The 26,404-nt window shown below is 51.0% G+C and carries 20 protein-coding genes; 3 read left to right on the forward strand and 17 right to left on the reverse strand.

Features of this window, described 5'->3' with window-relative positions:
* Positions 1 to 64 precede the first annotated feature (64 nt).
* Positions 65 to 538 (reverse strand): cupin domain-containing protein, encoded by a 474-nt coding sequence (locus tag HZB62_05045; protein ID MBI5074518.1) that lies wholly within the window; start codon positions 536 to 538, stop codon positions 65 to 67.
* 571 nt (positions 539 to 1,109) lie between these two features.
* Entirely contained in the window at positions 1,110 to 1,499 is a 390-nt protein-coding gene (locus tag HZB62_05050) for a FixH family protein (protein ID MBI5074519.1), read from the reverse strand.
* A 117-nt stretch (positions 1,500 to 1,616) separates the two neighbouring features.
* On the opposite strand from HZB62_05050, the gene HZB62_05055 reads away from it, so the two are divergent.
* Entirely contained in the window at positions 1,617 to 2,156 is a 540-nt protein-coding gene (locus tag HZB62_05055; GenBank protein MBI5074520.1) for a TIGR02266 family protein, read from the forward strand.
* Between the two features lie 250 nt (positions 2,157 to 2,406).
* Positions 2,407 to 2,823: an RNA polymerase-binding protein DksA gene (gene dksA / locus HZB62_05060; protein ID MBI5074521.1), complete on the forward strand. Its 417-nt coding sequence runs from the start codon at positions 2,407 to 2,409 to the stop codon at positions 2,821 to 2,823.
* 126 nt (positions 2,824 to 2,949) lie between these two features.
* Here dksA and recO read toward each other — a convergent pair whose 3' ends face one another.
* Genes recO through HZB62_05080 form a run of 4 tightly spaced genes read right to left on the reverse strand, consistent with a single transcriptional unit; the run spans position 2,950 to position 6,214 of the window.
* On the reverse strand, positions 2,950 to 3,681 hold the full coding sequence (gene recO / locus HZB62_05065; GenBank protein MBI5074522.1) for a DNA repair protein RecO: 732 nt from the start codon (positions 3,679 to 3,681) through the stop codon (positions 2,950 to 2,952).
* On the reverse strand, positions 3,678 to 4,130 hold the full coding sequence (locus HZB62_05070) for a bifunctional nuclease family protein (GenBank protein ID MBI5074523.1): 453 nt from the start codon (positions 4,128 to 4,130) through the stop codon (positions 3,678 to 3,680). Before HZB62_05070 ends, recO begins: the two co-directional genes overlap by 4 nt.
* A complete protein-coding gene (era, locus tag HZB62_05075; protein ID MBI5074524.1) occupies positions 4,130 to 5,014 on the reverse strand; it encodes a GTPase Era in 885 nt (294 codons plus the stop codon). The genes HZB62_05070 and era overlap by 1 nt, the downstream gene beginning before the upstream one ends.
* Before the next feature lie 3 nt (positions 5,015 to 5,017).
* A complete protein-coding gene (locus HZB62_05080; protein ID MBI5074525.1) occupies positions 5,018 to 6,214 on the reverse strand; it encodes a pyridoxal phosphate-dependent aminotransferase in 1,197 nt (398 codons plus the stop codon).
* A gap of 150 nt (positions 6,215 to 6,364) precedes the next feature.
* Here HZB62_05080 and HZB62_05085 point away from each other — a divergent pair, with 150 nt between their 5' ends.
* On the forward strand, positions 6,365 to 7,471 hold the full coding sequence (locus HZB62_05085; protein MBI5074526.1) for a nitronate monooxygenase: 1,107 nt from the start codon (positions 6,365 to 6,367) through the stop codon (positions 7,469 to 7,471).
* Here the strand turns inward: HZB62_05085 and HZB62_05090 are convergent.
* The 11 genes from HZB62_05090 to HZB62_05140 all read right to left on the reverse strand — a co-directional run bounded on the left by HZB62_05090 (position 7,468) and on the right by HZB62_05140 (position 26,364).
* Positions 7,468 to 8,712, reverse strand: a complete 1,245-nt coding sequence (locus HZB62_05090) for an MFS transporter (protein ID MBI5074527.1) — start codon at positions 8,710 to 8,712, stop codon at positions 7,468 to 7,470. The genes HZB62_05085 and HZB62_05090 overlap by 4 nt on opposite strands.
* Positions 8,713 to 8,741: 29 nt before the next feature.
* Positions 8,742 to 9,281 (reverse strand): SurA N-terminal domain-containing protein, encoded by a 540-nt coding sequence (locus tag HZB62_05095; protein ID MBI5074528.1) that lies wholly within the window; start codon positions 9,279 to 9,281, stop codon positions 8,742 to 8,744.
* Between the two features lie 66 nt (positions 9,282 to 9,347).
* Entirely contained in the window at positions 9,348 to 12,146 is a 2,799-nt protein-coding gene (bamA, locus tag HZB62_05100; protein ID MBI5074529.1) for an outer membrane protein assembly factor BamA, read from the reverse strand.
* An 11-nt stretch (positions 12,147 to 12,157) separates the two neighbouring features.
* Positions 12,158 to 16,087 carry a translocation/assembly module TamB domain-containing protein gene (locus HZB62_05105; GenBank protein MBI5074530.1) on the reverse strand — a complete coding sequence of 1,310 codons (3,930 nt, stop codon included), beginning with the start codon at positions 16,085 to 16,087 and terminating at the stop codon, positions 12,158 to 12,160.
* Positions 16,066 to 18,540 carry a [protein-PII] uridylyltransferase gene (gene glnD / locus HZB62_05110; GenBank protein MBI5074531.1) on the reverse strand — a complete coding sequence of 825 codons (2,475 nt, stop codon included), beginning with the start codon at positions 18,538 to 18,540 and terminating at the stop codon, positions 16,066 to 16,068. The genes HZB62_05105 and glnD overlap by 22 nt, the downstream gene beginning before the upstream one ends.
* Positions 18,533 to 19,699 (reverse strand): ABC transporter permease, encoded by a 1,167-nt coding sequence (locus HZB62_05115; GenBank protein MBI5074532.1) that lies wholly within the window; start codon positions 19,697 to 19,699, stop codon positions 18,533 to 18,535. The genes glnD and HZB62_05115 overlap by 8 nt, the downstream gene beginning before the upstream one ends.
* A gap of 28 nt (positions 19,700 to 19,727) precedes the next feature.
* Positions 19,728 to 20,399, reverse strand: a complete 672-nt coding sequence (locus HZB62_05120; GenBank protein ID MBI5074533.1) for an ABC transporter ATP-binding protein — start codon at positions 20,397 to 20,399, stop codon at positions 19,728 to 19,730.
* On the reverse strand, positions 20,396 to 21,634 hold the full coding sequence (locus tag HZB62_05125; protein ID MBI5074534.1) for an efflux RND transporter periplasmic adaptor subunit: 1,239 nt from the start codon (positions 21,632 to 21,634) through the stop codon (positions 20,396 to 20,398). Before HZB62_05125 ends, HZB62_05120 begins: the two co-directional genes overlap by 4 nt.
* A gap of 300 nt (positions 21,635 to 21,934) precedes the next feature.
* Positions 21,935 to 22,759: a collagen-like protein gene (locus tag HZB62_05130; GenBank protein ID MBI5074535.1), complete on the reverse strand. Its 825-nt coding sequence runs from the start codon at positions 22,757 to 22,759 to the stop codon at positions 21,935 to 21,937.
* Between the two features lie 49 nt (positions 22,760 to 22,808).
* Positions 22,809 to 23,498 (reverse strand): hypothetical protein, encoded by a 690-nt coding sequence (locus HZB62_05135; protein MBI5074536.1) that lies wholly within the window; start codon positions 23,496 to 23,498, stop codon positions 22,809 to 22,811.
* Between the two features lie 28 nt (positions 23,499 to 23,526).
* Positions 23,527 to 26,364 carry an Ig-like domain repeat protein gene (locus HZB62_05140; GenBank protein ID MBI5074537.1) on the reverse strand — a complete coding sequence of 946 codons (2,838 nt, stop codon included), beginning with the start codon at positions 26,362 to 26,364 and terminating at the stop codon, positions 23,527 to 23,529.
* Positions 26,365 to 26,404: the final 40 nt, after the last annotated feature.

Genomic DNA, 26,404 nt, shown 5'->3' on the forward strand with positions numbered 1-26,404 from the left:
CCGGATCCCTCAATCATCTCACCTTAGGCAACCTATGAACCTGTTTCATGAAAAACCCCTGCTGCTATTTCATCTTCGGGGCCTCCTCGGAATTTACATAATGAATGCCCCATGGGCCCGTGCCATGGAGCTGGATAACCGTCTCTTTTTTTGTAAATGCAAACATCTTGGTTCCGGCAGGCATTATGGCCACACTCCCTGCTCCGAGCCCCTTTGCGTTTTTCGGCTCAGTCTTCTCGCCTATCCCGAGATAAAGGGTGCCTGAGATAACTGTCACGCGTTCAACAGCAGGATGCGTATGGAGCGGAAGCTTTGTGCCTGCAGGGAGCTTAAGCCGTAAGGTAAAGGGAGCAGCCTCTTTCAGAACGCCTTCGATAATGACCATCTTTGCACCTGAAGCCACGGATGGAGCATCTGTCCACTTAAGGTCGGATGTAGTGACCATAATATGCTCCGTCTTCCCTTCTTCTGCCCTCATAAAAGACGCGAAAAGCAAAGACACTGCTATAACCATTAAAGCAATTTTTAAGGATTTCATGACGCCTCCTTTTTTTGAATTCTGACTTTTATACGATATTCCCCTGCCTCCTATGCCCTCTCAATACTTGCTGCTCACCTCCTTTCAGTACCTATTATTGTTCCAGCATATCCGGGTTTCTCCGCATATCTCCTGCCCTCATCTCGGAATAGTTCCATTTTCTCACATTCTTCCCCCTTAAACAAGCGGCGACATACAATAATCGACATGGGGGTACGCAGGACGATGAGCTTGGGCGTCGGATATTACCGATAAAGTGAGTTCTTCAGAACCGATCATATCCGGCATGGTATGCCGGAGGGCATAAGCTGGAAGGGCGACTGTTGGGTTAGCGCAGTTGCAGAAAGCTTTTTCCTTACACCTTTAACGAGGTGTATGTCCTGAAGTTGAATTAGGAGGCAGGGCAGTTATCTTCGTGCCTGCAAAATCACGGCAAGGCCGCTCTTATCAGGTGCCGTATCGATGATCATTTCATTCAGAAAAAGGAGCGAAAAAAACAGCATATAAACCGGGTAATGCAATCCCTCTGCACTACCCGGTTTGTCGCGCATATATCGACTCTCAGACCTGTCTATTTCGCATCTACGGTAAATTTTGCAGTAGATGTCTTGCCTGCCTTAGTGATCTTGACCGCAATATTCCAGGGGCCGGACATGGATAAGTTCATCACAGCCTTGTACACTTTTCCCTTGAGTTCCGCGTCTGTCTTGTAATTCATGGCTGGCATTCCCGGCATGGCCGGCATGGAATAATCAACAATCACCTTTACGTCTGAGACGTCCTTTCCAGAGGCGTCTTTTATCTCAATAGCAATATTATTGTCACCCACAACAGGCGGGTTCTTATCGATCCTCACCTCAACATCAAAATCTCCGGCCTTCTTTTTCACTTCATAGTCTTTTGCGATCGCGACACCAAATGCCAGAACCACCATAAGAACAACAAATACCATCTTTTTCATTACATCCTCCTTTATCGTGCACTGTCATGTGCTTTATTTGATCTGATTTTACCATGAGATTTTGAAGATAAAATGAATATTATTGAATATTATTTTCGCATTCACCTATAATAGACAATGTCTGATGATTTTGAAACATTTGCGCGGCAGGTCGGCACCGGCAGCACCGATAAGGCCTATGCCAGGAAGATGCCTCAATGCCCCCAGTGTAAAGAATTTCTCAGCGAAACCTATCTTGAGCAGAACCCTTTTCCCGAGGTCCCCTGTTCTTCCTGTGGATCGCTGATAACCGTCAGGTCCCGTCGCGACGATGATCTTACCACTATGGATAAGAGGACTGAAAAACGTTGTCCTGTTTCATTAAGGGTTTCCTACATGACTTTTAATGAGTTCATTGACGAATACACCAAGAACGTGAGCAGGCGGGGCATGTTCATTAAAACAAAGCGGCATCATGAGCTTGGCGAAGTTGCAGAGCTTCAGCTCCACGTACCTGAACTCCCCCATCCGGTCAGGATAAAGGGAGAGATCGTCCATGTAGAACTCAATGCTCCTCGTGAAGAGGACTGTGGTGTCGGCGTCAAATTCATTGATATTGATGACCAGAGCAGAGAAGCTCTTATCTCGTTCATCAAGGCCCGAGAAAACTGCGAATAACCGGTATGGTCTTCTGAGCAATTTTCCATTTTCCATCTTCTTCTCTCAACTGTCTTGACGCAACAGAAAATGTTCTGTTAGTCTAATGAAAATAATTACGGGAGCAATTATGCCAACGAAAAAAAGCAGCAATAAGACTGTGGCCAAAACAAAACCGCAGTCCTCACATACCACAAAAAAAGCTGCGCCGGCAAAAAAAGTAACGACAGCAAAAAAACCGGCAAAAAAAGCCGAACAGCCGGCCAGAGCGATGTCGAGGTCGCTGCAGGCAGGCAAAGTCGCGGCAAATAAATTGCCACCGAAAAAATCGAGCAGTTCAAAGTTTCAAAAAATAAGAAACATCCTTATTCAGCAGAAAGCTGCACTTCTCACTGAAGCTGAGGTGGCACTTAATGAGCTTCCAGGACAGACCACGTTTCCTGATATGGGAGACCAGGCATCTGCAGAGACAGACACGAATTTCATGCTGCGCCTGCGCGGCAGAGAGCAACGCCTCCTGAAAAAAATCGAAGAAGCTCTTGAACGGATCGACAGCAACACCTTCGGCATATGCGATGATTGCGGACTTGAGATCGATGTGAAGAGGCTTGAGGCAAGACCGGTAACAACAATGTGCATCGAATGCAAGATGCATCAGGAAGAAGACGAAAAACGCAGGGAAGTCTGATTCCAGGTCGCATTCAAACGCTAACGGCGTTGGCTTCGTCGTCAGCTCCTCAACATACCAAACAGTATGCCTGCGTCACTTCCTCACTTGCCGTCTTGTTATCATTTTGAATGCAACCTGGAATAACTAAGCTCGCCTGAATTCCCGTGATCTGAGGTTCCTTTCCGTAACATATCTGCTGTGTTCGTCAATGAGCAGCGCCAGTTCCTTCAGTATGCGTTCGTCAGGCTTTAGCCGATCCAGTTTGGATATCTCCCACCGCATCAGACTCGAATAAAATGCCGTAACCCCCGGGGAAAGCCTGCTGCTGACATCTTCATCTTCCGAGCATTTCACGCATAAGACGGTCCCGTGAGACAGATGAAAGGCATTGCTTCTGTCACCGCATCGGCCGCAGATATGAAACCCGGGCAGGAAGCCGGCAATATCGAGAAGTTTAAGCTTGTAAAAGAGGGCAATGAGGGGATTCTGACAGTCAGTTTCCATGATCGCAAGCGTTCTCATGAACAGGGGAAAGACATTCCAGTTCGTATCCCGTTCGGGCACAAGATGAATGGTCTGTTCAATAAGTTCCGATACGCGGAGAAAACACTGCAGAGATTCCCGCAAGGTGATGAATGAATGGACAATGTCAGCCTGCGTCAATCGGGGCAGGGCAGCGTCCTCTTTTCCCCAGAACGCAATGCGCGAGAAGGTCAGGGGTTCAAGACTGCTGCCGAACCTGCTTTTTGTCTTTCGCGGGCTCTTTGCGAACACCTTGATGATGCCGAGGTCTTTGGTGAGGTATGTGGCAATGAGGTCTGCTTCACCATACGGGATGGTCCTGAGTACGATGCCCTCGGTCCTCTGAAGCATCACATGATATTGCCGAAGTCTTCAGGCTTAAGGTTCTTCAGCCATTCATCAAGTTCATCAGCGGTCTTTGTACCGAGGATAGACTCCTCCACAAAGATCGGCACATTCACCCGCAGTGCGATCGCCACCGCGTCACTCGGCCGTGAATCGATCAGCGCCTCTCTCTGACCATCAGCGATATGGATAAGCGCATAAAACGTATTATCGATGATCTCGGTGATAACGACCTTGGTAGCCTTGGCGTTGAGGCCGTCGATCACATTCTTGATGAGGTCATGCGTAAGAGGTCTGGGCGTGGCGACCTTGCCGAGGGCAAGCGCTATCGAATCCGCCTCTGGTTTGCCGATCCAGATCGGAAGGGTCCCTGTGCCATCAGTCTGTTTGAGCAGCAGTATGTACATATTGCTCCGCGGATCGAAGAGAAGACCTTCAACCTTCATTTCAACGAACATCAGCGATACCCCAGCGTCTGCAGCATTTTTTTATCATCACGCCAGCCCTTCTTCACTTTAACCCAGAGTTCAAGGAACACCTTTGAATCGATCAGTTTCTCGATATCCCTGCGCGCCTGGCTGCCGATCGTCTTGAGCATGTCACCCTTCTTTCCGATGATAATGCCCTTCTGGCCTTCCCGTTCAACGTAAATTGCGGCACTGATACCGACAAGGCCCTTCTTCTTTTCTTTCCATTCCCTGATCTCAACAGCAACCGCATGGGGAACTTCCTCTGATGTGTTCTTGATGACCTTCTCCCTGATGATCTCGGCAGCCATGAACCTCTCATACTGGTCGGTGACCGTATCATCGTCATAGTACTTCGGCCCCTCGGGGAGGAGACCCTTTATTTTTTCGAGCAAAAACTCTATGCCTTTTACCTTGAGCGCAGATATCGAGAGAAATGCATTGAAGGTAAAAAGATCGCCATACGCATGGATAATGTCAGAGATCTCAGAAGGACTTTTGCTGTCAGCCTTGTTCAGCACGAACAGGACGGGTGTTTTCAGGCTCCGGAACAGGGCCATAACAGCGCGGTCTTCTTCAGGTTTGTTTCCATCGGTCACAAATGCAACAACATCAATATCCTGCATGGCCTCTTCTGCGGTCCTTACCATGGACTCTCCCAGAGCATGCCGGGGACTGTGGATGCCGGGTGTGTCGACAAATATCATCTGACTGTCCTCAAAGGTCCTTATGCCCAGGATCTTGTTCCGGGTGGTCTGCTGCCGGTCCGCCACGATCGCGATCTTTTGGTCGAGGACCGCGTTCAAAAGGGTCGACTTCCCGACATTCGGCCTGCCGATAAGCGCTATGAAGCCTGACCTGAACGTATCTGTCATCTCCTACCTGGTCTCAAGGTTCTGCAACGCCTTCCTGATCCTTTCAAGTCCCTTCCTGATATCGTCCATGGACGTTGCATAGGAGATCCTCACATAGTTATCGTCACCAAAGGCTTCGCCATGGACCAGTGCGACCTGTGCCTCTTCAAGGAAATAGAGTGCGAGGTCTGTCGATGAATTGATCGCCTTGTCTTTGAACCGTGCCCCGTAGATCTTAGCCGTGTTCGGGAACGCGTAGAAAGCGCCGTTCGGCATGATACAACTCATGCCGGGAATCGTGTTCAGTTCAGCCACAACGAATCTTCTCCGTCTGTCAAACTCTGCGCGCATGATCGCGATAAAGTCCTGCGGGCCCTTCAGCGCTTCCACTGCAGCCTTCTGTGTCATGGAGTTAGGATTGGATGTTGACTGACTCTGGATATTCGTCATTGCCTTGATTACCTCAGCAGGCCCTGCTGCGTAACCGAGCCTCCAGCCCGTCATGGCATGAGACTTCGACAGGCCGTTCACCACAATGGTCTTTGCCTTGATCTCAGGGCTGAGCGAGGCTATGCTGACATGCACAAAGTCGTCATACACCAGTTTTTCATAGATCTCATCGGATATAACATAAAAATTATGTTTGACCGCAAGCTCTGCGATCCTCTCAAGAGCCTTTTTATCGTAGAGCATGCCCGTCGGATTTGACGGCGAGTTCAGGATCAATGCCTTCGTATTCTTCGTAATACATGCTTCGAGCGCCTCGGACCTCAGCACAAAAGAATCCGACTCAAGCGTTTTCACGAAGACAGGCTTTGCATCGTTCAGGAGCACCTGGTCGGGATAGGAGACCCAGTACGGTGAGGGGATGATCACCTCATCGCCGGGACCATAAAGAGCCTGCGCAATATTATACAGACTGTGCTTAGCGCCGCACGACACCAGGATCTCTTCCCGTTTATAGGCAAGGCCATTGTCCTTTTGGAACTTCTCGATGACCGCATCCTTGAGCGGGTCAATGCCGCCCACGGCAGTATATTTCGTAAAGCCGTCCCTGAGTGCCTTGCAGGCAGCCTCTTTTATGTTGTCAGGCGTGTCAAAGTCAGGTTCGCCGACACCGAAATTGATGACGTCAACGCCTGAAGCCTTCATGGCCTTTGCCCTCGAATCAATAGCGAGGGTCGGTGATGGTTTTATCTTCTGTGCTCGTGGAGAAAGCATGCCGTATCCTTTCTGCTGCTTGGTTTTGTTTAGTATTCTAAAACATTTGCCGATGGTATGAAAAGCCTTTGCCTGATTTTTTGCGCTTCTCCATTTGTCAAAAAATATCACTTGATAAAATTCCTGTAATACGCGATTATAAATGACATCATGACCAGCACGCTTTCGTCATTAACGATAAAGGGGAAGACCATACCGGTGCCTATCATTCAGGGCGGTATGGGCGTCGGCGTGTCCCTCTTTCCTCTTGCAGCTGCTGTTGCAAAAGAAGGCGGCGTAGGCATCGTTTCGAGCGCCTGCCTTGACCGTCTCGTATCAGAGCGGACCGGCAAGAAACTCAATTCGTATGAGGCTGCTTATGAGGAAGTTTCCCGGGCAAAAGCGAATGGCGGTTTTGCCGGCATCAACATCATGTGCGCCCTTTCCCGTGACTACAATGATTCGGTCAAAGGAGCCCTCGATGCCGGTGCTGATGTGATCATTTCAGGCGCCGGCCTTCCTGTCTCTCTCCCCGCCATACAGAATCCGAAAGATACAGCACTGATACCGATCGTCTCATCAACACGGGCGCTCGAGATCATCTGCAAAAAATGGGAAAAACTGGGGTACCGCCCTGATGCAGTTGTGCTGGAAGGTCCGCTTGCAGGCGGTCATCTTGGTTTCAAGATGGACCAGATCGATATTGAATCGAACAAACTGGAGAACTTGTTGCCGCCGGTCAAGGACGCTGCAAAAAAATATGGAGACTTCCCTATCATAGTTGCGGGCGGCATCTATACCTATGAAGATATTGCCCGGTATATGAAAGCGGGAGCTGATGGAGTCCAGATGGGAACCCGTTTCCTCGCTACCGAAGAGAGCAGTGCGTCTCCTGACTATAAGAGCTCTGTTGTTGCTGCTCAGGACGAAGACATCATCGTTGCCTTTGATCCGGGCTCACCCTGCGGCCTTCCGTTCAGGATCATCAAGCAGTCTCCCATGTATGTCTCTGCCCTTTCAAAATTGCGCAAGCCGAAATGCGATAAGGGATATGTATTGCAAAAGGACAGTGAAGGCAAATACAGCATCTGTCCTGCAAAAGCAAGCAATGAGCACCATTTCTGCATCTGCAACGGACTGCTCAGTTCAGCCAACTATAACGCCGATAAGGAAGAACCTCTCTATACTGTTGGTACCAATGCATCGCGCGTGGATAAGATCGTCAGCGTCCAGAGCCTGATGCGGGAACTGACCGGCAAGGTTTGCGCTACAGCCTAATCTTTTTTTGGGTCTTCTCGTCTCGCGATATTCGGGCCGCCACCCTTAACCGTTCTCAAAAGAAAAAAACCCCCCACAAAAAAAACCGAAACAGCGAGGATCGCTGGCCGCTGGCTGCCGAAGGTTGAAGAGATAGAGCCGAATAGGAGAGGACCAAACACTGCAGAGGATTTCCCTACAAGAGAGTAGGTCCCGAAATACTCGCTTTCCCTGCCGGGAGGTATGAACTGGGTGAAGAATGCCCTGCTTGCTGCCTGGACCGTGCCGAGTCCCAGACCCGCAACAGACGCAAGAACGAAAAAATACGTCTTTGCTTCAATGAAATAGGCAGCAACAGCAACTGCAGACCAGAGCATGAGGGAAAGGGTCACGACCTTCTTCGGCCCCCAGACGTCGATAGGCCTTGCCATGACAAATGCTCCGGAAAGTGCCGTGACCTGGACAATGAGATAAAGGCTTATCAGTTCCAGCGAAGAAAAACCGAGCGTTGTTGCTGCAAAGATGCTTGAAAAGACAATGACCGTGTTCACGCCATCCTCATATACCAGATAGGAAAGCATGAATTTTCGAACTTCACGTCTGCTAAATATCTCGCGCATAACCGACAGGAAATAGGTCCATCCTTTTGCCGCTGATCCGGCAACTGACAGTCCTGTTCTTTTATCTTCAGGGAGATACATAAAAGCCGGCAGGGAAAAAAGAGCAAAGAAGAGCGCAACCATGATCCATGTCTCTCCGAACCTGCCTGCCTTTACAAGGGGCAGAGCGATAAGCAGGGAAAGGATCGAACCGCTGTACCCGACACCAAAACCCCAGGCAGATACACGGCCCTGGTATTCCCTGTCTGCGATCTCCGGCAGAAAGGAGTTGTAAAAGACCAATCCCCCTTCCATGCCGATATTGGCGATGAGTACGAGAACAAAACCTTCAAGCACCATCCCTTTTTTGAGAATTGGGAAGAACGATATGGCAATGACAGATGCTGCCGTGTACAGAAAAAGAAGGCGCTTCCGCCTTCCGCTGTAATCGGCAATGCCGCCGAGCAGTGGAGAAGTGAGGGCAACAAATGCCATGCTGAGCGATATCGCCCTTCCCCACCAGACATCTCCCTGGCCTGAGGCATTACCGACAATGGCAGATACATAGAATACCGGAAATATAACGGCAGCGATGACAGCAGAATAGCTCGAATTCGCAAAATCAAAAAGACACCAGCTGATGATCTGCCTGCGGTTACGCATTGCCAGGAAATAGCGGGAATGCGATCAGATCATTCCTTATCAAGATAGATCCTGATGTATGACTTTTTCCTGAGATCATTCAGACTCTCTTTCAGGCGCTCATTGAGGAGTTTTTCCGTAAGAAACATATCGATCTCATCTCGCACATCTTCATAGCCCTTGCCCTGGAAATTCAGGAGATTTGCGTTATAGAATTTTTCTATATCAGCGTCATTCACCCTGATGAAGGCGCGGATCTTGAGGTCTATATATTCCTTCAGCACCTCGTCGATCGTCGGAGCCTCAATGCGGTATTTTTTTGCCTCTTTCAACAGGATCACCCTGTTGATCATGGTATTAAGGACTTCTTCGTGCGTTACGATGCGGGACAGGGCATTGGCAGCCTTATAACTCTCTTCAAGTTCGCTCAGGGTGATGGCATGATCATCAACAAAGGCAATGACACGGTCCTGAATAGCGGCATCTGATATACCGGTAAGCAGTATGCCGTAAGCAGCAAGCCCGATAATAATAAAGAAAGCTCCTCTCGTAATGCCTCTGCCTGTCGCTGCTGTTGTCCTTCGAGTCATCCAGTGTCTACCCCCATTCCTAATTCTTCTGTGCCTACTGCCTACAGCTTACTGCCTTCACGGTCTTTAAAACGCATGGCCGATGCTGAAATGGATCACTCCCCGGCTTTCAGGAGAGCACTGCGGCGTCAGCGGAGCCGTCCTGTCCAGACAGATCTCATCCCGCTTCAGCTTATATCCGTAGTCAACCCTTAACGGTCCGACAGGAGTCGCATATCGCAGCCCAACGCCCACGGTATATTTAATATCAGTCGGAGAAAAGTCATTGGTATTGATCCAGACATTGCCGAAGTCAAAGAATGGCACGATGCTGATGTTCCTGCCGATGTCAGTTCTCAGCTCTACGCTTCCCATGACGAAGGAATTCCCTCCGGTAGGGTTTCCATCGCTTCCCTTCGGGCCGAGCGTATCCTGGTCATATCCCCGCACAGATGACCTGCCGCCAAGAAAATACCGCTCAACAATAGGAAGCTCCGTCGTTTTGCCGAATCCATAGGCAATGCCTCCCCGGGCCGAAAGACCGAGTACCACCCTCTTATGCAGTTCCTGAAACAGGTTCGCAAACGCGGTCACCTTGATAAAATGCGTCTCTGAGAAAAGCACCGGAGATGCAATCTTGACCGTTATTCCGGTAAGCAGGCCTTTTTTCGGTTCAAAGGGATTGTCACGCGTATCAAAGTAGAGTGAAGACCGTACGGAACTGATCGCAAGGGTCCCGACATCCTCCCTGCTCAGGATTACGTCCGGCTGTACATCCGTTGTTTTTACCAGCGAGAACTCGTAATAGAGCTCGCCCTTAAGAGAATCAGCCAGCTTTTTTTCGATGCCGACATTGACCGTGTCGCGCCGAAGCTGATATCGGACCACCCTGTCAGGGATCGTGAGTTCTTTTTTGTTCTCATGCAGCAATAAGACCCTGAGCGGCAGGGAGGTACCCAGAAACCAGGGTTCGCTGTACTGAAGGATAAACCTTCGGTCAAGTGAACTGAGCTCAGTTCTGAACAGGCCCTGCCGGTTGAGGCCAAAAAGATTTCTGTATCCAATTTCGAAAAAGCTCCTGAAATGTTCATACTCGGCATACCCGAGTCCGAATTCAAAAGTGCCGGCATTGCCTTCCTTAACGCGGACAAGGAGATCCTTCTGGTCTCCGTCGGCATCAGACGCCTCTATCTCCACGTCGGTAAACAGGCCGAGCTTGTAGAGCTTCTGCCGCTTCTGGGCAAGTATGCTGAAGCTGTAGGGGGTGTCCTCAGCATGGGCTATCTCTCTCCTGATCACGCCATACCGTGTCTGCCTGTTGCCTGCCACAACGGTCTTGCCGATCGTCTTTCTCCTGCCCTCGGCAATAGTAAAGAGAACCTGGGCACGGTGGTTCTCGATCGTACGCTGCACCATAACATCGATATTGGCATATCCCTCCCGGGCGTAGCTGTCGATGATACGAAAGCGGGCATCGGATATCTCAACCTCATTGTACGGCTGCCCCTGCCTGAGCGCGATGAGGGCAAGGATCTTTTCCTTTCCCGCCTGCTCAACCCCCTTGATATCAAGCATCCCAATGGTTGTGAGCATGCCTTCGTCTATGGGGACGATCAGGGTTATCTCGCCGGAGGCCTCGTCAGTCCGCAGTTCTATCTCCCCGACCGAGGCTTCAAGATACCCCAGTGCAGCGTAGTATTCCCTGAGCGTATCCCTGTCACGCTGTCTCAGGTCGGGGTTGTAAGGTCCGCCCTCTTTCAGTTCAAGCACACTTTGCAGTATGCCCGGAGGAAGCGAAGCCCCCCTGAACTGGATGGTTCTCACTGTTGTCCGAATACCTTCGAACACAAAAAAGGTCACCTCACTCTGCCGCTGATCCGACCGCACCACGGGCGCTATCTGGGCAAAGGAATAACCCTCATTATGATAGAGAGAAAGCATCCTGTTGACAGCCTCATCAATCGCCTCGTCATTGAAGACCTCTCCTTCAAAAAAGGGCATCTCTTTTTCGAGACGACCGGTCGATATCACCCTATTGCCGTCAATAACGGTCCGGAGTTTCTTTCCCGGATCGATCGATAGGGTAAGGATGCCGCTTTGAAAATCATACGGGCCGACGACCGGCTTTAGATAACCGTCCTTTTTCAAACGCTCCTTCAATGCCTGCAACTCTTTTCTGATCCTGACCTGGTCGTAGATATCGCCGGCAGATACCCTGATGTCATTCGGAGAAACCAGATCCATGCCGGTGACCCTCACCTCTCTTATAACAAGAGGGGGACCTGCGTCGATCGTAACGGTAAGTATCACTTCATGGTCATAGGTGCCTTCCCCGGATGCGCTGACATTGATCTTCGCTTCAGGAAATCCGAGGAGGGCAAAGTGCGCCTTGAGCTCAGCCGCAGCCTGTTCAAGAAGGTCGTGGCGCATCACCTCGCCCTCCTTCATTGAAAGCAGCTCCCTTATCTTTCCGGTGGAAAGAGAATTGTTCCCCTGCACCTCAACCTTCCGGATCCGATCTTTCTCTCTCACCCGCACGGTCACAAGGGATGGATCACCATCAGCGGCATGAATGGAGATGTCATCAAAGGCTCCCTTTCGAAAAGCCCGTTTAATGGCATTCCTGACGATCACGGCATCAAGGGGAACCCCTTCTCTCAAACCGAGCATATCGAGCATCTCTTCTCTTTCGATAGAGTGGAGTCCATAGATCTCGATCTTGCCGGCCGTAGCCGCATGGGACAGAAAAAAAGAGGACAGGCCAAGGTTAAGGCTGAGACTGAAACAAAAAATAAAAAGAAGTCGAATAAACCCATAGTTATGGCATAACCTCAGCCTTGGCCTTAACCTTTCTCCCTGCCCATCCATTCTTAACCTAAGCCTCAACCTGTCTTCTCCTATTTAAACTCAAATCTGAACCGGACATCTCCGCCTGCAATTCCCCGCTCATCGCGGACGCCGACCAGCGAGATATTGCTGTTCATAAAATATTCGAGCTTGACGACCTGCTCTTCTTTGCTGCCCAGAGCACTGGTATACGTAACAAATAACTTGTCCCCGAGCATGCGCTTGGATACCGTAACCCTGGGCTCGACCGTTCCGGTGGTCTTTGAGACATAAGGATCGATCTGAAAACGGTCAAGGCCGGTTATCGAGCGCACCCTCTCCTCGATCACATCCTGCATCTTGCCCGTCACAAAAGATGTTGCTTCGCCCGCGCCTATGCCTGCCTCAAAGCCTTTGACGCCGCCCCCTGCCTGTCCGACCGTCAGCAGTGCAAGTACATCCATCTCCTTGAGCGGCGGATCCGAGACAAGCGCCATGTTGAAATGGTCAAGCTGTCCTTCAAGGTTCATCTTGATCCGGTATCCCTTGACCGTTGTCTCGGCGGCTATGGCAATCACCGGATCAAGCCGGTTCGGATCTGAAAAATCGGCGCTGGCATGCAGTATCTTGAACTCATTATTCCTGAAGTAAACTGTCCCATCCTTCGTCTCCAGCCTTCCAAACAGAACCGGACGATACAGGGTCCCCCGCAAAACCATATCAGAACTGACCATGGCCCGCGCCACATTATTGTCGATCGATATATCGTCCTTTCCGGCGATCCTGATGTTCAGATTCGCCTTCTCATAACTCGCAATATCCGCCCGGACCTTTTCTGTCCTTTTTTTCTGGAGCAGCCAGCTTTTCCATTCTACACGCTCCTTGTACCGGGCGCGGTTGATGTCAATGTTGCCGGAAACTATCTGCGAAACAGCGGTCCCCTTGTACAGAAGACTGCCGCCGAAGTTCACCGAGAACTCCGGTGATATGACGCTCGTAATATTATGCATCTTCGCTTCCACATAGAACCGGGAAAAAACGAATTTCTTCAAATACAGAACGCCGGACAGGTCCAGATCGCCGCCTCCCAGTTTGCCGCGCAGGTCCTGGAGCACAACCTTGTCATTATCCAGATACAGATAGCCTTTGAGGTCAGTGATGCGATAGGCCGGGTAATCCTTCAGGCCGATAGCGCCGTCAGCAAGACTGATACCGCCGTTCACCTTTGGGTTTTCCCAGTCGCCGCTTATACCGATAACGAAGACAGCATCACCCTTCAGGAGGCCAAGCCTGGTCGAAAAACTCTTAAAGGGAGAAAGCGCAGAACTGCCCTCCACCGCGATATTGTAGCTTCTGCCAAAGGCAATACTTCCGTTGGCGCGGAAAACCGTACTGCCGCTTCTCAGTGCTATTCGGCCAAGGGAAAGCTCCCTGTCCTTCAGATCAAGAGATATCTCCTCCTCGTTCGTAAAGCTGTACCCGTACATCGAAAGCACAACATGCCTGATCAATGCAGAACCCTCAATATGATTACGTGTGCCGTGGAGGGATACCGACCCGTTCAGGTTCAGGATAAGATCTTCCGGGATGTCCTTAAGCAGGGACGTTATCAGGAAATCATACCTGCCTGTCTGAAAATCGGCAGAAGCCTCCCAGGGCATGATACCGTCAGTTCTGCCCCTGGCCGAGATACTGATACGGTCATTGATGAGCTTTGCCGTTGCAATAAATTTCTTATCCTTCAGCGAGGCGGTGATCACACCCCTGCCGATCTGCTTTCCCTTGAGCGTTCCATCGATCATCCTGGCATCAAGGGTTATGGTCGGGTTATCAAAGTCTCCGTGGCCTTCAGAGGTGAGTGTGGCTATCACTTCTCCCTGGAGCGGCCGCTGGATGATATCACTGAGCCTGATCCTTTCGGCCGATGCTTTATAGGTAAATGTCTCGTCCGGATTGATGGTCATGTCTCCGCGAACAACAGTCTCCCCCTGTCTGACCGTCACTCCGGTGAAATCTATCTTGGACGCTGCATATCTGAAATCAAAGGACGATGCATGAATAGGTACCTCGAAAACAGTTGCCGATTCAAGGGATACAGCGGCCGTGATTTCGGGCAATTTCCCGAAGCCCTCCAGTCTTGCTGTCGCAGAGAACCGTCCGCTGCCTGAATACGCAGGATAAAATATCTTTACAAATTTTTCGCTCTCGATATTCTTCAGCTGGGCACGAAGACCCCATGTCGGCCTTGCAATATCAAAGAGCTCCTTTGCATCTTTAAAGGCTAACGTTCCGGAAACACGGGCATGCCCGGTTCTGTCCCCTGCCGCCAGATCCTTCACCTGAAGCAGATGCTTGCGGTACACCAGGTCTGCTGTTATGCTCTCGGCCTGATACCCCTCGATGGACGACTTTGTGACAGCAGCCCTGCCGCTGATCATGGGATCGTCAAAGGTCCCTGTCACTCTTCCTCTGAACTCACCCTCTCCCTTCAAAGGCTCAAAGTATGGAGCGGTTATCTCATGCAGGTCGGCAGTTGTCATCACCACGGGCAGATCAAGTGTTTGATGTTTGATATCTACCATACCGCCGGCAAGGGCCTCGGACTTCCCGGTCCTCACCGTAAGGTCCCGAAGTGCCAGCAGATCACCTTCGAGGTCATAGCTTCCTGTCATGGTCCTGACGCGTCCCAGTATGTCGTTACCGGCTTCGACGCTTGCATAGTCAAAGATCCCCTTCGGGCTGAAATTTTCGCCTGCGTGGTGAAGCGTGCCCTTCACTTTACCGGCAGGCACGCCGGGGTCCCAGCCGATCAGCGTGAAGAGAGGTTTGCTGTCCGCATCAGCAAAATCGATATCAAGAGTAAAATGATTGACAACAGGCAATGCTATGGAGGCTGATGCCTTTGCCCTGCCGTTATAAAGCTTGCCGTCACCGTCAAAAAAACTCATCGTGCCCTTCTCATAGAGGATCTTGCAGGCAACCCTGTCGATCTCGACCTGATAAAGGTTGCCTCTGGTCATGACAGCGTTGCCCCTGGCCACGATATCCCGAAGCGGCCCCTTCACCTCGCCCTTGAATTCAACCAGACCTTCCAGCTTTTCATGGACCTCCAGGAGTTCCATCAAGGTTTCAAGGTGAAAATTTCCTGCAAGTGAAAGGTCAAGGGTCGTATTATCCTTTGCGTAATGTACTGCCCCGTTCACCTTGATCGTACCCTCGCCGCTCTTCTGCAGCCCGAAGATCTCCTTAACCGATGAAACCAGCACAGTACCTGCGGTCTTTAAGGAGGCTTCTCCCTGACCGGCAGTACCCTCTGCCGTTACCTGCGAGCCATGGGTAGTGAGAGCAAGCTTTTTGATCGTCAGCGTATCCCCCTTGACAGTCGCCTGTCCGGAGATGGCGCCCGTGAAAGCCGGCAGTCCCTCCCGGTGGACCGAAACGCTCTTCGCCTCAATGCGGACTCTCTGACTTTCGTTCAGAATAACCTCTCCGCCCAGACCGTCGATGGCAAGAGCGGTTTTGAGCCTCCCTGAACTGAGATCTGCTTTGCCCCGCTGCAGTTCCAAAGCAACGACCTTCACCTTCAGACTATCCTTTCGGGTATTCGCAAGATAGTTGCGGATGTTCATTTCAATAGTCTCAGCCTGCTCCTGCGAAGCCTCAATGACCGGATCCCTGATCACGAGCCTCCGGATAGTAAGCGACCTGCTGAAGAGTCCCGAGATATCGAGATAAGCCTTGACCCTTTTGGCAAGGAGGATCTTGGTTCCTTCGTCATCAAAGACCTTGAGGTCCTTTGCCTCTATGAACAGCGGGAAGATATTGATATAGATCTTCTGGGCGATCACCCTTTTCCCGGTTGCAAGTTCCAGTTCGGGAAGGATCACCTTTTTGAGCGTATTTGAGACATGGGGTCCCCTGAGCACCAATGCAATGGCAAGGGTGATCAGAAGAACTGCAATAAGCAGTGAATATTTTTTCAATTTTTCAGTAATAGCCATAGGTCTCTCAGGATCTCAAGCGAAGTCTCATGATCCAGCTTACCGTTTCCGGAACGAACAGAGAAAATGTCCTGCGCAAGGCCTGCCTCTGTATTGATGCGGGCAGACACAACCCCTGCTCCTTTCTGATAAAAGATCCTCGATATATCGTACAGCAACCCTATTCTGTCCGGTGAAAAAATCTCGATCAGCGTGTACAGATCCGAAGACTCATTGTCGATCTCCACAAAGGCATCGAACAGCCCGTGTGCGTCTCGGGTCTGACCGGCCAGCAATATCTCCTGCTTCTTCATCACGGCATCTTCAAGACCGGCAACTATGTCGCGCTCAAGCCCGTCCCACCAGACATCTTTCCAGTTCGAGACTGCAATTTTATCAATAACAATTCCGTTCTTTCCAGTATATATGCGTCCATGAACTATATTTAATCTTCTCATGGAGAGAAATCCTACGATCCGCGAGAAGAGGCCGGGAGCATCAGACGAGCAGATAACAACCTCGGCAATACCGTCCGGCACGACATCGATACGCACTGCCGCGCCCTGGGCCGCAGCTCTCTGATGGAGCAGAAAATCCTCTTTCAGCCTTGCCTCGGTCGTTGAAAGGAGATACCGGTCAGGCATACCTGCAACGAATCGGGAAAGCTCCTTCTGCACGGCCGCATTTCCGGGGAAAAGGGCTGCCGTATCATGCTGTTTTGTCAATGCACCCGAACCTGACAGGTGCCGTAGGGTCCTCTCATACAGGCCCCCTAACAGAGAGGCCTTCCAGACATTCCAGAACTGCGGATTCACTGCAGACATATCGGCATACGTAATGAGATAGATCGCCTTGAGGTTCTCGCTGTCGCCAACAGCATCGGCAAAACCGGCTATCACCTCAGGGTCATCGATCTCCCTGGTCATGGCGATCCGCGACATCAGCACATGGTTTCTGACAAGGAACTCGATCCTGAGCCTTTTGTCTGACGACATATTCAGACGTTCCATAATGGACTTGAGCCTTTTATAACCCTCTTCTTCATGATGCCTGCCCACTGCTTTGCCGATATCATGAAAAAGGATCGAAAGAAAAAGCACATCAAGCTGTTCCATGCCGAGGACGATCTCTTTCAATGACTCCAGACTTCTCACGGTCGTTGTCCTGAGCCGCTCCAGATTCCGTATCGCCAGAAGGGTATGCTCGTCTACCGTGTACATATGATATGCCTCATGTACTACGAGCGAGCGCAACGCGCCGAATTCAGGAAAGAACCTGCCTAACACACCGGTCTCGTGCATCTCCCTGAGCGTTTCATAGACACGCCTGCTTTTCATGATCTCGCGGAAATAATGGACCGCAGCCGCAATGCTTCTTGTTCGCCCGTTTATCCTGGGCAGGCTCTCCCGGATCTGCTCGCGCAGCCTGTTGCTGAAGGTCTTGTCAATTTTCGAAAAATGAGAGAAAGCCTCCATGATCTTTTCGGAATGTCCGGAAAATACGGCTTCATTCCCGGCGATCAGCTTCCCCCCGGACAATAAAAAATCATCGGTGATCTTCCTCTTCGTAAAGTCCCTGAAGATCGGCGTATACTGCCTGCTGCACCTGACCATAACAGCGTGTGATACATCCCTGATGATCCTGCCCTTCAGGTAGTAGTAACGCATCATCCGCTCGGCGCCGCTGAATTTATCTGAATCGCGGAATCCCAGACGGGAGGCCACAGCCCGCTGATATTCGAAAGAAAGAATATCGTTCTGACGCCGGCTCTCAGCATGGAGACAATACCGCACCTGTATCATGAAGTCATAGGCATCCAGAAAGCGCTTGTGGTCATGGCCGGTCAGCAGAGCGGATAAGCCCTGGAGATCCGCTATGCGAAACACGACCCGCGACAGCCAGAGAACGGCATGAACATCTCTCAGTCCGCCGTCCCCCTCCTTGATATGCGGTTCGAGCAGATAGATCGAATCACCGGTGCTGACATGCCTCTTTTCCCGTTCCTTCAGTTTTTCTGCCACAAACTGCTTCTGCTTCCGGTAAGCAAGAGCAGGATAAACCTCTTTTTCAAATTTTGCGTAGAGACTCCTGCTGCCCGCCAGATACCGTGTTTCAAGAAGCGCGGTCCTGGTCCTGATGTCCCTGAAGGCCTCCTCAACGCACTCGTCAAGCGTTCTGAAGGCATGGCTGATATCGAGCTTTTCGTCCCAGAGCCGGTAGAGAACTTTCTCCGCTGCACCTGCATTTTTTTTCCCCCCGGCAAGAAACAGGATATCAATATCTGAAAACGGTGCAAGTTCTCTTCTGCCATACCCACCGGTGGCAACGAGAAGCAGATCTGAATCATCAGCCAGTTCATTGAATATACCCGCGACCGTATCATCCACAAAAGACGTGTATCGCACGGCAAGATCCCTTCCCCAAAGGCCCTGATCCATCCATGCGGCTATCTCTGTAAGTGTCTTGTCATTCATATCTGAGGGCAACAATAGGATCGTAAAGTGATGCCTTACGTGCAGGATAGACGCCGAAAAATACACCTACGGATGCAGAGAAGAAAAAGGCGAGCAGGACCGACCACCACGATATCTCCATCGGAAGATACGGTATGAATAACTGAAACCCTATCGATACCATGCCGCCAAAGAGCACGCCGCCAAGTCCGCCGATAAGGCTCAGGGTCACAGACTCTGCGAGGAACTGGATAAGGATATCCTTGTTCTTCGCGCCGAGCGCCTTTCTGATACCAATCTCACGCGTCCGCTCACGGACAGAGACCAGCATGATATTCATGATGCCGATGCCGCCCACCAGCAGCGATATGGCTGCTATGCCTGCAAGCACGGCAGTCATGATCCCTAATACCTTGTTCATCACGCCTAACATCTCATCCTGGCTCATGACCGTAAAGTCCTCTTTGTTTGCGTGCCGCTTCATCAGGATCTGGCGGATCTCTTCCATGGCAGGCTCGATCTCGGCTGAAGACTTCACCTTGATCGTTATGTTGAAGAGCGTATCCGTATCAAAAAGCTCCTGCGCTGTTGTGGTGGGGATAAAGACGATATCATCAAAATCAATGCCGAGCGTAACGCCCTTCTTTGCCATGACGCCTATCACACGGTATTTGCCGTCGCCGATGCTCACCACAGCGCCAAGCGCATTCTTGTCGCCAAAAAGGCCCCGCTTCACGGTCCTTCCGAGGATGCAGACCTTTCTCTTGGAATCAACGTCGGCATTATTGAGGAATCTCCCTGATTCGACCGAAAGGTTCCTCAGGTCGAAATAGGTCTCTGTGCAGCCGACCACGTTATTGTCCCTGCTCTGGTTGAGATACTTGATCTTTGAAGAGCCGAGGATCAGTGGCACTGCATCAGCGACATGACGTGCCCGCTTCTTTATGATAATTGCATCGTCGTACACAAGCTTGCGGACCGTGCTTGCCGTAGGAGGATGAATGCCTCCTTTGGTAGATGTCTTGCCCGGCACAACGATAAGGATATTCGTGCCGAGGTTGCCCAATTCACGGTGGATATATGTCTTCGCACCTGCGCCTATGGCAACCAGCATGATCACCGATGCAACGCCGATTATCACGCCGAGCATGGTGAGCAGAGATCTCATCTTGTTGCTCATCAATGCATCTTTCGATAGGCTCAGGACCTCACGAGCATCCACTGTAGCACACTCCGTCCCGCATGGTTATTGTCCTTTTTGCATATCCCGCAATCTCCAGCTCATGGGTCACCAGGATGATCGTAACTCCCCCGCGATTCAACTCCGCAAAGATCTCCATGATCTCCCTGCCGACCTTGCTGTCCAGGTTACCGGTAGGCTCATCCGCAAGAATAATGACCGGACTGTTGATCAGCGCACGCGCTATCGCAACACGCTGCTGCTCACCTCCTGAAAGCTCACTCGGTTTGTGGTCTGAGCGGTCTTCAAGCCCCATGCGGCCGAGCATCTCGACAGCCTTCTGTTTGCGCAAGGCAGGTTCGACGCCACCATACAGGAGCGGCAGTTCCACATTCTTCCATGCCGGGAAACGCGGCAGGAGGTTAAAGCTCTGGAAGACAAAACCTATTGATCTGTTTCTGATCTCTGCAAGCTCGTTGTCATTCTTGGTAGACACATCAACATTGTCCAGAAGATAGCGTCCTGAGGTAGGTCTGTCCAGGCAGCCAAGAATATTGAGGAGTGTTGATTTGCCGGAGCCTGAGGGTCCCATGATCGCAATGAAATCTCCCTGATCCGCCGCAAGGTTGATCCCCTTCAAAACCTCGACCGTGATCTTGGGAAGTTCGTAAGACCGGTGTATATCCTTAAGAACGATCATTTATCTGTGACAAGGACCTTTATCCGTGTTTTGTCCTTCAGATCAGGAATATCCGGATTGGTTATAACAATATCCCCCTCCTGCAGCCCTTCAGTCACCTCAGTGAACGTCCAGTTGAACTGCCCTGTTTTTATCTTGTGCAGGACTGCCTTGCTGTCATTGCCGACATAGACATATTTCGCGTCACCCTTCTCGATGATCGCCTGGGACGGAATGATCAGCACATTATCCTTCTTGCTGACTATCACCTCGACATCTGCCGACATACCCGGCTTTGTTATCACATAGTTATCAAGGAGCCTTACTCTTGCTTCAAATGTGCGTGCCTCCTGCTTGCTGCCCAATACAACCGGAGAAATCATGTAGACCTCTCCCTTCATCACTTTCTCCGGATATGCGTCCATCGTGACGTTCACCTGCTGCCCGATCGCAACCTTTGCCGCATCAGCCTCGTCGATAAAGGCCTCGATATAGAGTGAATCCGTTGAGACCACAGCCGCTATGAGAGCCCCGACAGGAACAGTCTCTGCAATCTTCACCGGCCGCGTTGTGACGATACCGGCAATAGGCGATCTGATGAACGAGTAGTCGAGCATGATCTTTGCCAGATTGTATTCTCTCTGTGACTGTTCGACCGCAGCTGCCTGGGCGCGTATCTCTTCCTCCCGGGCCCGTATCTGCTGCAGGGCAGCGAAGGCAGATACTGAGGAAGCCTTTGCAACGTCATGTTCCCTTTTCACCGCATCAAGGTCGCTCTGCGAGACAAATCCTTTGTCCTTGAGCTCCTGGAAGCGTCGCAGCCGTGCCTCTGCTTCATCAAGGACCGCTTTTGCCTTACTGATATTTGACTCAACATCAGCCTTGAATGAAGCCAGACCAAGCTTCAGGCTATCGAGCTGAGCGTTCATCCTCTGCATCGAAGCAGAGGCGAGCAAAAGCCTCTGCTGCACCTCTTCTGCTTCGAGATCTGCAATTCTGCCGCCTGCGGTAACCACCGAACCCTCTTCAACATGAAGTATTGAGATCCTGCCGACCCTCTGGGCAGAGAGCTTCACTTCCTTGTCAGCCTTGACTGTTCCGGTTGATGTGCCGGTAACGCTGATCACCAGATCCTTCTTCTTCACCTGATATCCGTTGACCTCAAGGCCGCGCGATGTAGCTCTGTAGATGAATACAAGGGGGATAATGACTGCCAGCAGAATAAGGTAAACTGATACCTTTTTATGAATAACCATAGGATCTCCTGAACCCAAATTTAACAAAAAGTCCTTTTATTCAAGCATGTTACCGTCACAAAATGCTCTTTAGTATCATACCGCATGCCGCTTTTTTTATATAGAAGAATATCTCGGGAACACAGCATAGGCCGAACCAAAAAGTATGAGCCCCGGTTCATGCTTCTTCTTGAAGAGGAGTAGTTACGCGGAGAGATATGCCTGATGGTTTCTGGCCCGAAATGATACGGGACTTTCAAAAAAGCAGAGAGGAGCCTTGCGGCTCCCCCTGCTGTCACACAATGATAGACTGTAGATCCGCTAAGGTTTCGCCCTTAGTCCGAGGCATTTCAGGGTTACGGTTGTCGTGGTGTCGAACCAATCCCAATTGTCTACCCAAAACTGCGTTTTCGCTGCTACGACGGTTGACTGCTGGATTACGGACCATTCCTTCATGCTCGACAGAACTCCATTAAACGTATAGCTTGCTGAAATTATTTCATCCCATGGATCGTTACAATAAGTCTCAAAGTAACCAGACGTTGGACAAGCTGATAACGCAGCACAATAAAATGAATTGGTCACCGTATAATAGGTTGGCCAGACACTGGTGCCTGATGCTCCTGTCGGGCCGGCCGGCCCCTGAATTCCCTGCGAACCTTGAACTCCCTGCGGTCCTTGTAGACCAACTGGACCTATCGGACCCTGAACTCCCTGTGGCCCCTGCGGACCGGTCAGCCCTGTTGCTCCGATCGTCACCTCAAACAGGGCATACTGGGTGCTGTTTGCTGCCTGCACTATCAGACGGTAACTTCCATCTGCTATGCCTTCCGGCAATGTGGCGTTTATCTGGGTGCTGCTATATGCCGTTACCACCAGTGCAGTCCCGCCAAGAAATACCTGCGGCGGTGTTCCTGCTCCTGCCGGCCCTCCGATGCCGGCACCCGGGCTCAAGGGAGCAATGAAGCCCTTACCATAGATCATCATGCTGTTTGTGGGCAGATCTACATCCACGATATCTACTGACGGCAGAGGAACCGTTATGGCTCCTAAGGCAACTGCAGACAAAGAAAAAGAAAAAATACATACTAAAACACCGACCATTGCTGCGGCTAAACGTCCTGTTTTAAAAACTCCTTTTTTCATATTACCCTCCTGATTTCTCTGTTTTTCTTATCGTTTACTGCTGCCAATGCTAAAATCCGGCCCCAAATCCATACCCGCCGCTGCCGTTCAGATTTACCGTGACGTTCCCTACGCTTGTGTTTATCCCAAAGCTGCTGTTGTATGTCGCTATTGCCGGCGGTGCAAATCTCACCACTATGCTGCAGCTCCCCCCTACCGCAACCGGTGTCCCTACCACGCAGGTCGTCCCTGCCGCAACGATACTAAACGGCACTGCAGGCGTCCCGATCAATGTTATGTTCACCGGAATATTCCCCGTGTTGCTCACCATCACCGTCTTATTACTACCATTCCCTTTTACCACACTTCCAAACAATACCGGATTGGGTACTACCGCTATCGCCCCATGTGCCCTGATTATATCCGGCATCTCCTGAAGCGTCACTACCCCGCCTATCGTATACAGCACATACGCCGTTGCAGTCCCTTCATCAAACGCAAGGCTCACATCAGGCCCTCCTGCATTACCCACGATCTGTATCGGGTTGGTGGCCATCCCTATTATCGGGTCCGTTATCAGAACATTCCCCGTGCTCAGCACCTCAAGCGTCACTGAATAGTCTGCCCCTGCAGGCGAGCTATACGCCCTCACAATCCAGTTCTCCGCTGCATCATACCAGGCCCCCTCCTCTGACCACGATACCCCGGCCGTCAATACCACTGCCATACTGAGCACCATCAGTATTATCACCTTCTTCATCTTGAATCCTCCTTTGTTATTCATCATGTTATTGCACCCCATGAATCACTGTCCCGATTAATCGCACATTCACATTCCCGCCGTCCGAGCTGATCAAAAAGCTGCCGTCATATGCCTTGGCTACTATCGGGATAAACATCACCACTGTGGTGCAGCTGCCGCCCACTGCCACAGGCGCTCCCACTGCACATGTCCCCCCCACTGTCCTGAACGGGTCCACTGTTGTCCCCAGTGATGTTATATGCAAGGGCTTCACTCCGACATTCGTAACTGTTATCGTCTTATTCTTCACACTCCCTGGCAGCACATTGCCAAAAAGCACAGGGTTCGGTGTCACATCTATCCGGGCCGTCGCTCCCATTATCCTGGCCACCGACACCATCTGCCTGCCTCCTGCTGCGGTATAGACCACACGCGCCGTCCTGCTCGCCTTGTCCAGCCCAAGAGATACCTCTGGATCCACTGCATCAGAGGCTATCAGCATAGGGTTGTCTGTCATACCTGCCATCCCCGATGGGTCTACTACATTGTTGTCCATGTCCATCACCTCAAGGTAGACCTCATTAGGCGCATCCGCCTTTGTATAAGCCCTCAATATCCAGCCCTCAGGTGAGAGGTAGTGACTGTGTCTTGACATCTTGCCTTGCGTAATCACACGCACTGTATCCGATGTGCCGGCCAAATAGTCAGCGTTTCCGCTATACCCGGCCGTAATGTCATATATCCCCGGAGGAAGCGTTGTGGCCGAACATGTAGCAACTCCTGACACCATCGGCACTGATACGCACCCGGCCAGATTGCTTCCGCCTACCATAAATGTCACAGTCCCAGGGGGTATGCCTGCGCTGCTGGTCACAATGGCGGTGGAGGTTACGGAGGGGGGCACAGAAGAAAAATCGACTGTCGCATCAAGAGACGTCACGGTAGTCGCCTTCAGCGCGGTGACTGTATCAATCACCTCAGGTGCTGGATTATAATCAAAATTCCCCGCCTGATTGTAACGCACTACGCAGGCCGCTGTTCCGCTGGTCATTGTAATAGTTGCGGTGTTATTGCCCGTGCCGCTGCATCCTTCACTACCACTGATAACAACAGGCAGCCCTGAACCTCCGCCCGTCGCCGTCACCGTAAAACTGCTGTTATATACCGCACTGTCAGGCGGATGAGTCGTAACAATAATCGTCTGGCTCAGCTTCGGCAGCATCGTGAAGAGGTTTCCATTAACATGGGAAGGCTGGAACCCTCCCAGAGCCCAGGTCTCGTCAAAGGCCGTCAGAACCTGGTTCTGAACAGACGTGGCAATATTCGTTGAATAAAGCGGCCCGATTTGACCGAAACCAGGAAAAGCCACCTCCGGAGTGCAATACGCAGGCGTGCAATATGCAGGCGTAATCTCTATATCCGGCGAGCAACCTATAAGCGGAATGCATTCACCTGGAATGGTGACTGCAGGGACACAGACTTCAGGAAAACAGACTTCCGGGATGACCACGATCCTTCCAACATCGAGATCGACCCTCATCGCCTTTACGTTCAGGGGTTCCTGAAAACGGAAAAGGGTCTTGTTCCGAAACGTATTTGAGAGCGAAAAGCTCGGCGCGACTGTAACGGAATCGGGAGAAGGGTCTCCAGGATACATAACATGTATGGAACGGCCCACTTCGAAGGTTGCGATAGATTGTGCAGTCTTCCAGCAGGGGTCTGTCAATGCCGGCACTGGCTGGCCGGCATTCGTCACACAGTAGTCAACAGGGCTGCTGAAGTTCAGCGTGATCCATACAGCAGGGTCAAAGGTAAACTCCCGTCTCTCTGATATATCAAGATCGAGCTTCATATCCAGAGTATCATATGAGGGATTGTAATGATATCCGGCCACAGATACCGAGGCCTCCCCATGGACATAGCACGGCACCGCGCCCTTATGGGGGCTATCTGAGGGCAGCTTTTTATCCACCACTTTGGTCACGATTGCGTCGAGATCAAGGGTGAGATCAACAAATTTGTTCTCGACTGCAGCAGTAAGCACTCCGGCGCCGGCTGTAAAGTCCATGTCGATATCAACGGCGGGAGCCGAGATACTCCCGCTGATCATACGCTGGCCACACCCGCTTCTAACCGGCCCGTTCTCGATGGCGATGTTGCCGGCCGGCAATGCCGGCGAAAGCCCTGGTATGTCCAGCGAAAGCCCCGGTATTTTCAATAAATCCACTTTTAGATTGAGTGGGTCGATTCTCAAAAGGCTAAACCCTAAATTCGGATCGATCCATGCAGTGTCAAAATGCAGATCAAGGAAATTGATGTCGTGCCCAAAGATCGTCAGCCCCATATTTGCCTCAAGGTCAAGATCAGCCCTCATAGAAAGGTCTTTCACAATATTGGCGGAACTGGTCCTTATGTGCCTGCTGTTTTCAGAGAGTGCTGTAGTGATTGTGACCGCAGACCCCTTCTGAAATTGGCGTGCATCGGGATAACCTATCGTAACCGCGCCTCCATAGTTAACATCCACCTGACCGGTACCTGCCAGGCTAAAGTCCATGCCAATGCTGCCATTCGTAGAGGCGGATACGTCATAACCGAAATCGAATCCCCCATACCCCCTTGAACTCGATCTGGAGCCGCCGGCATTAAGCGGCAACTGAAACACGGTAAAGGTAGTATCTATATCGGCCCCTGCCGGCCCCCACATGCTCTGTCCATTTGTCGAGAAGGATATATTTCCTGCGCTTGTGGCTGCATAGGCCGAGGGAACAAACAGCAACAATATCAAAACAAGATAGTTAGACAGTCGCCGGCACTGAAGATTTGCCGGAAAATATTTTTTTTGTTTGTTGTTTTTCTCGTTCATCGATTTTAAGACATTGATCATTACTTGCCTCCCACTATTCTTTTTATTTCTCAGCAAACAA

This window comes from Nitrospirota bacterium (assembly GCA_016214855.1).
GTDB lineage: Bacteria > Nitrospirota > Thermodesulfovibrionia > Thermodesulfovibrionales > UBA6898 > UBA6898.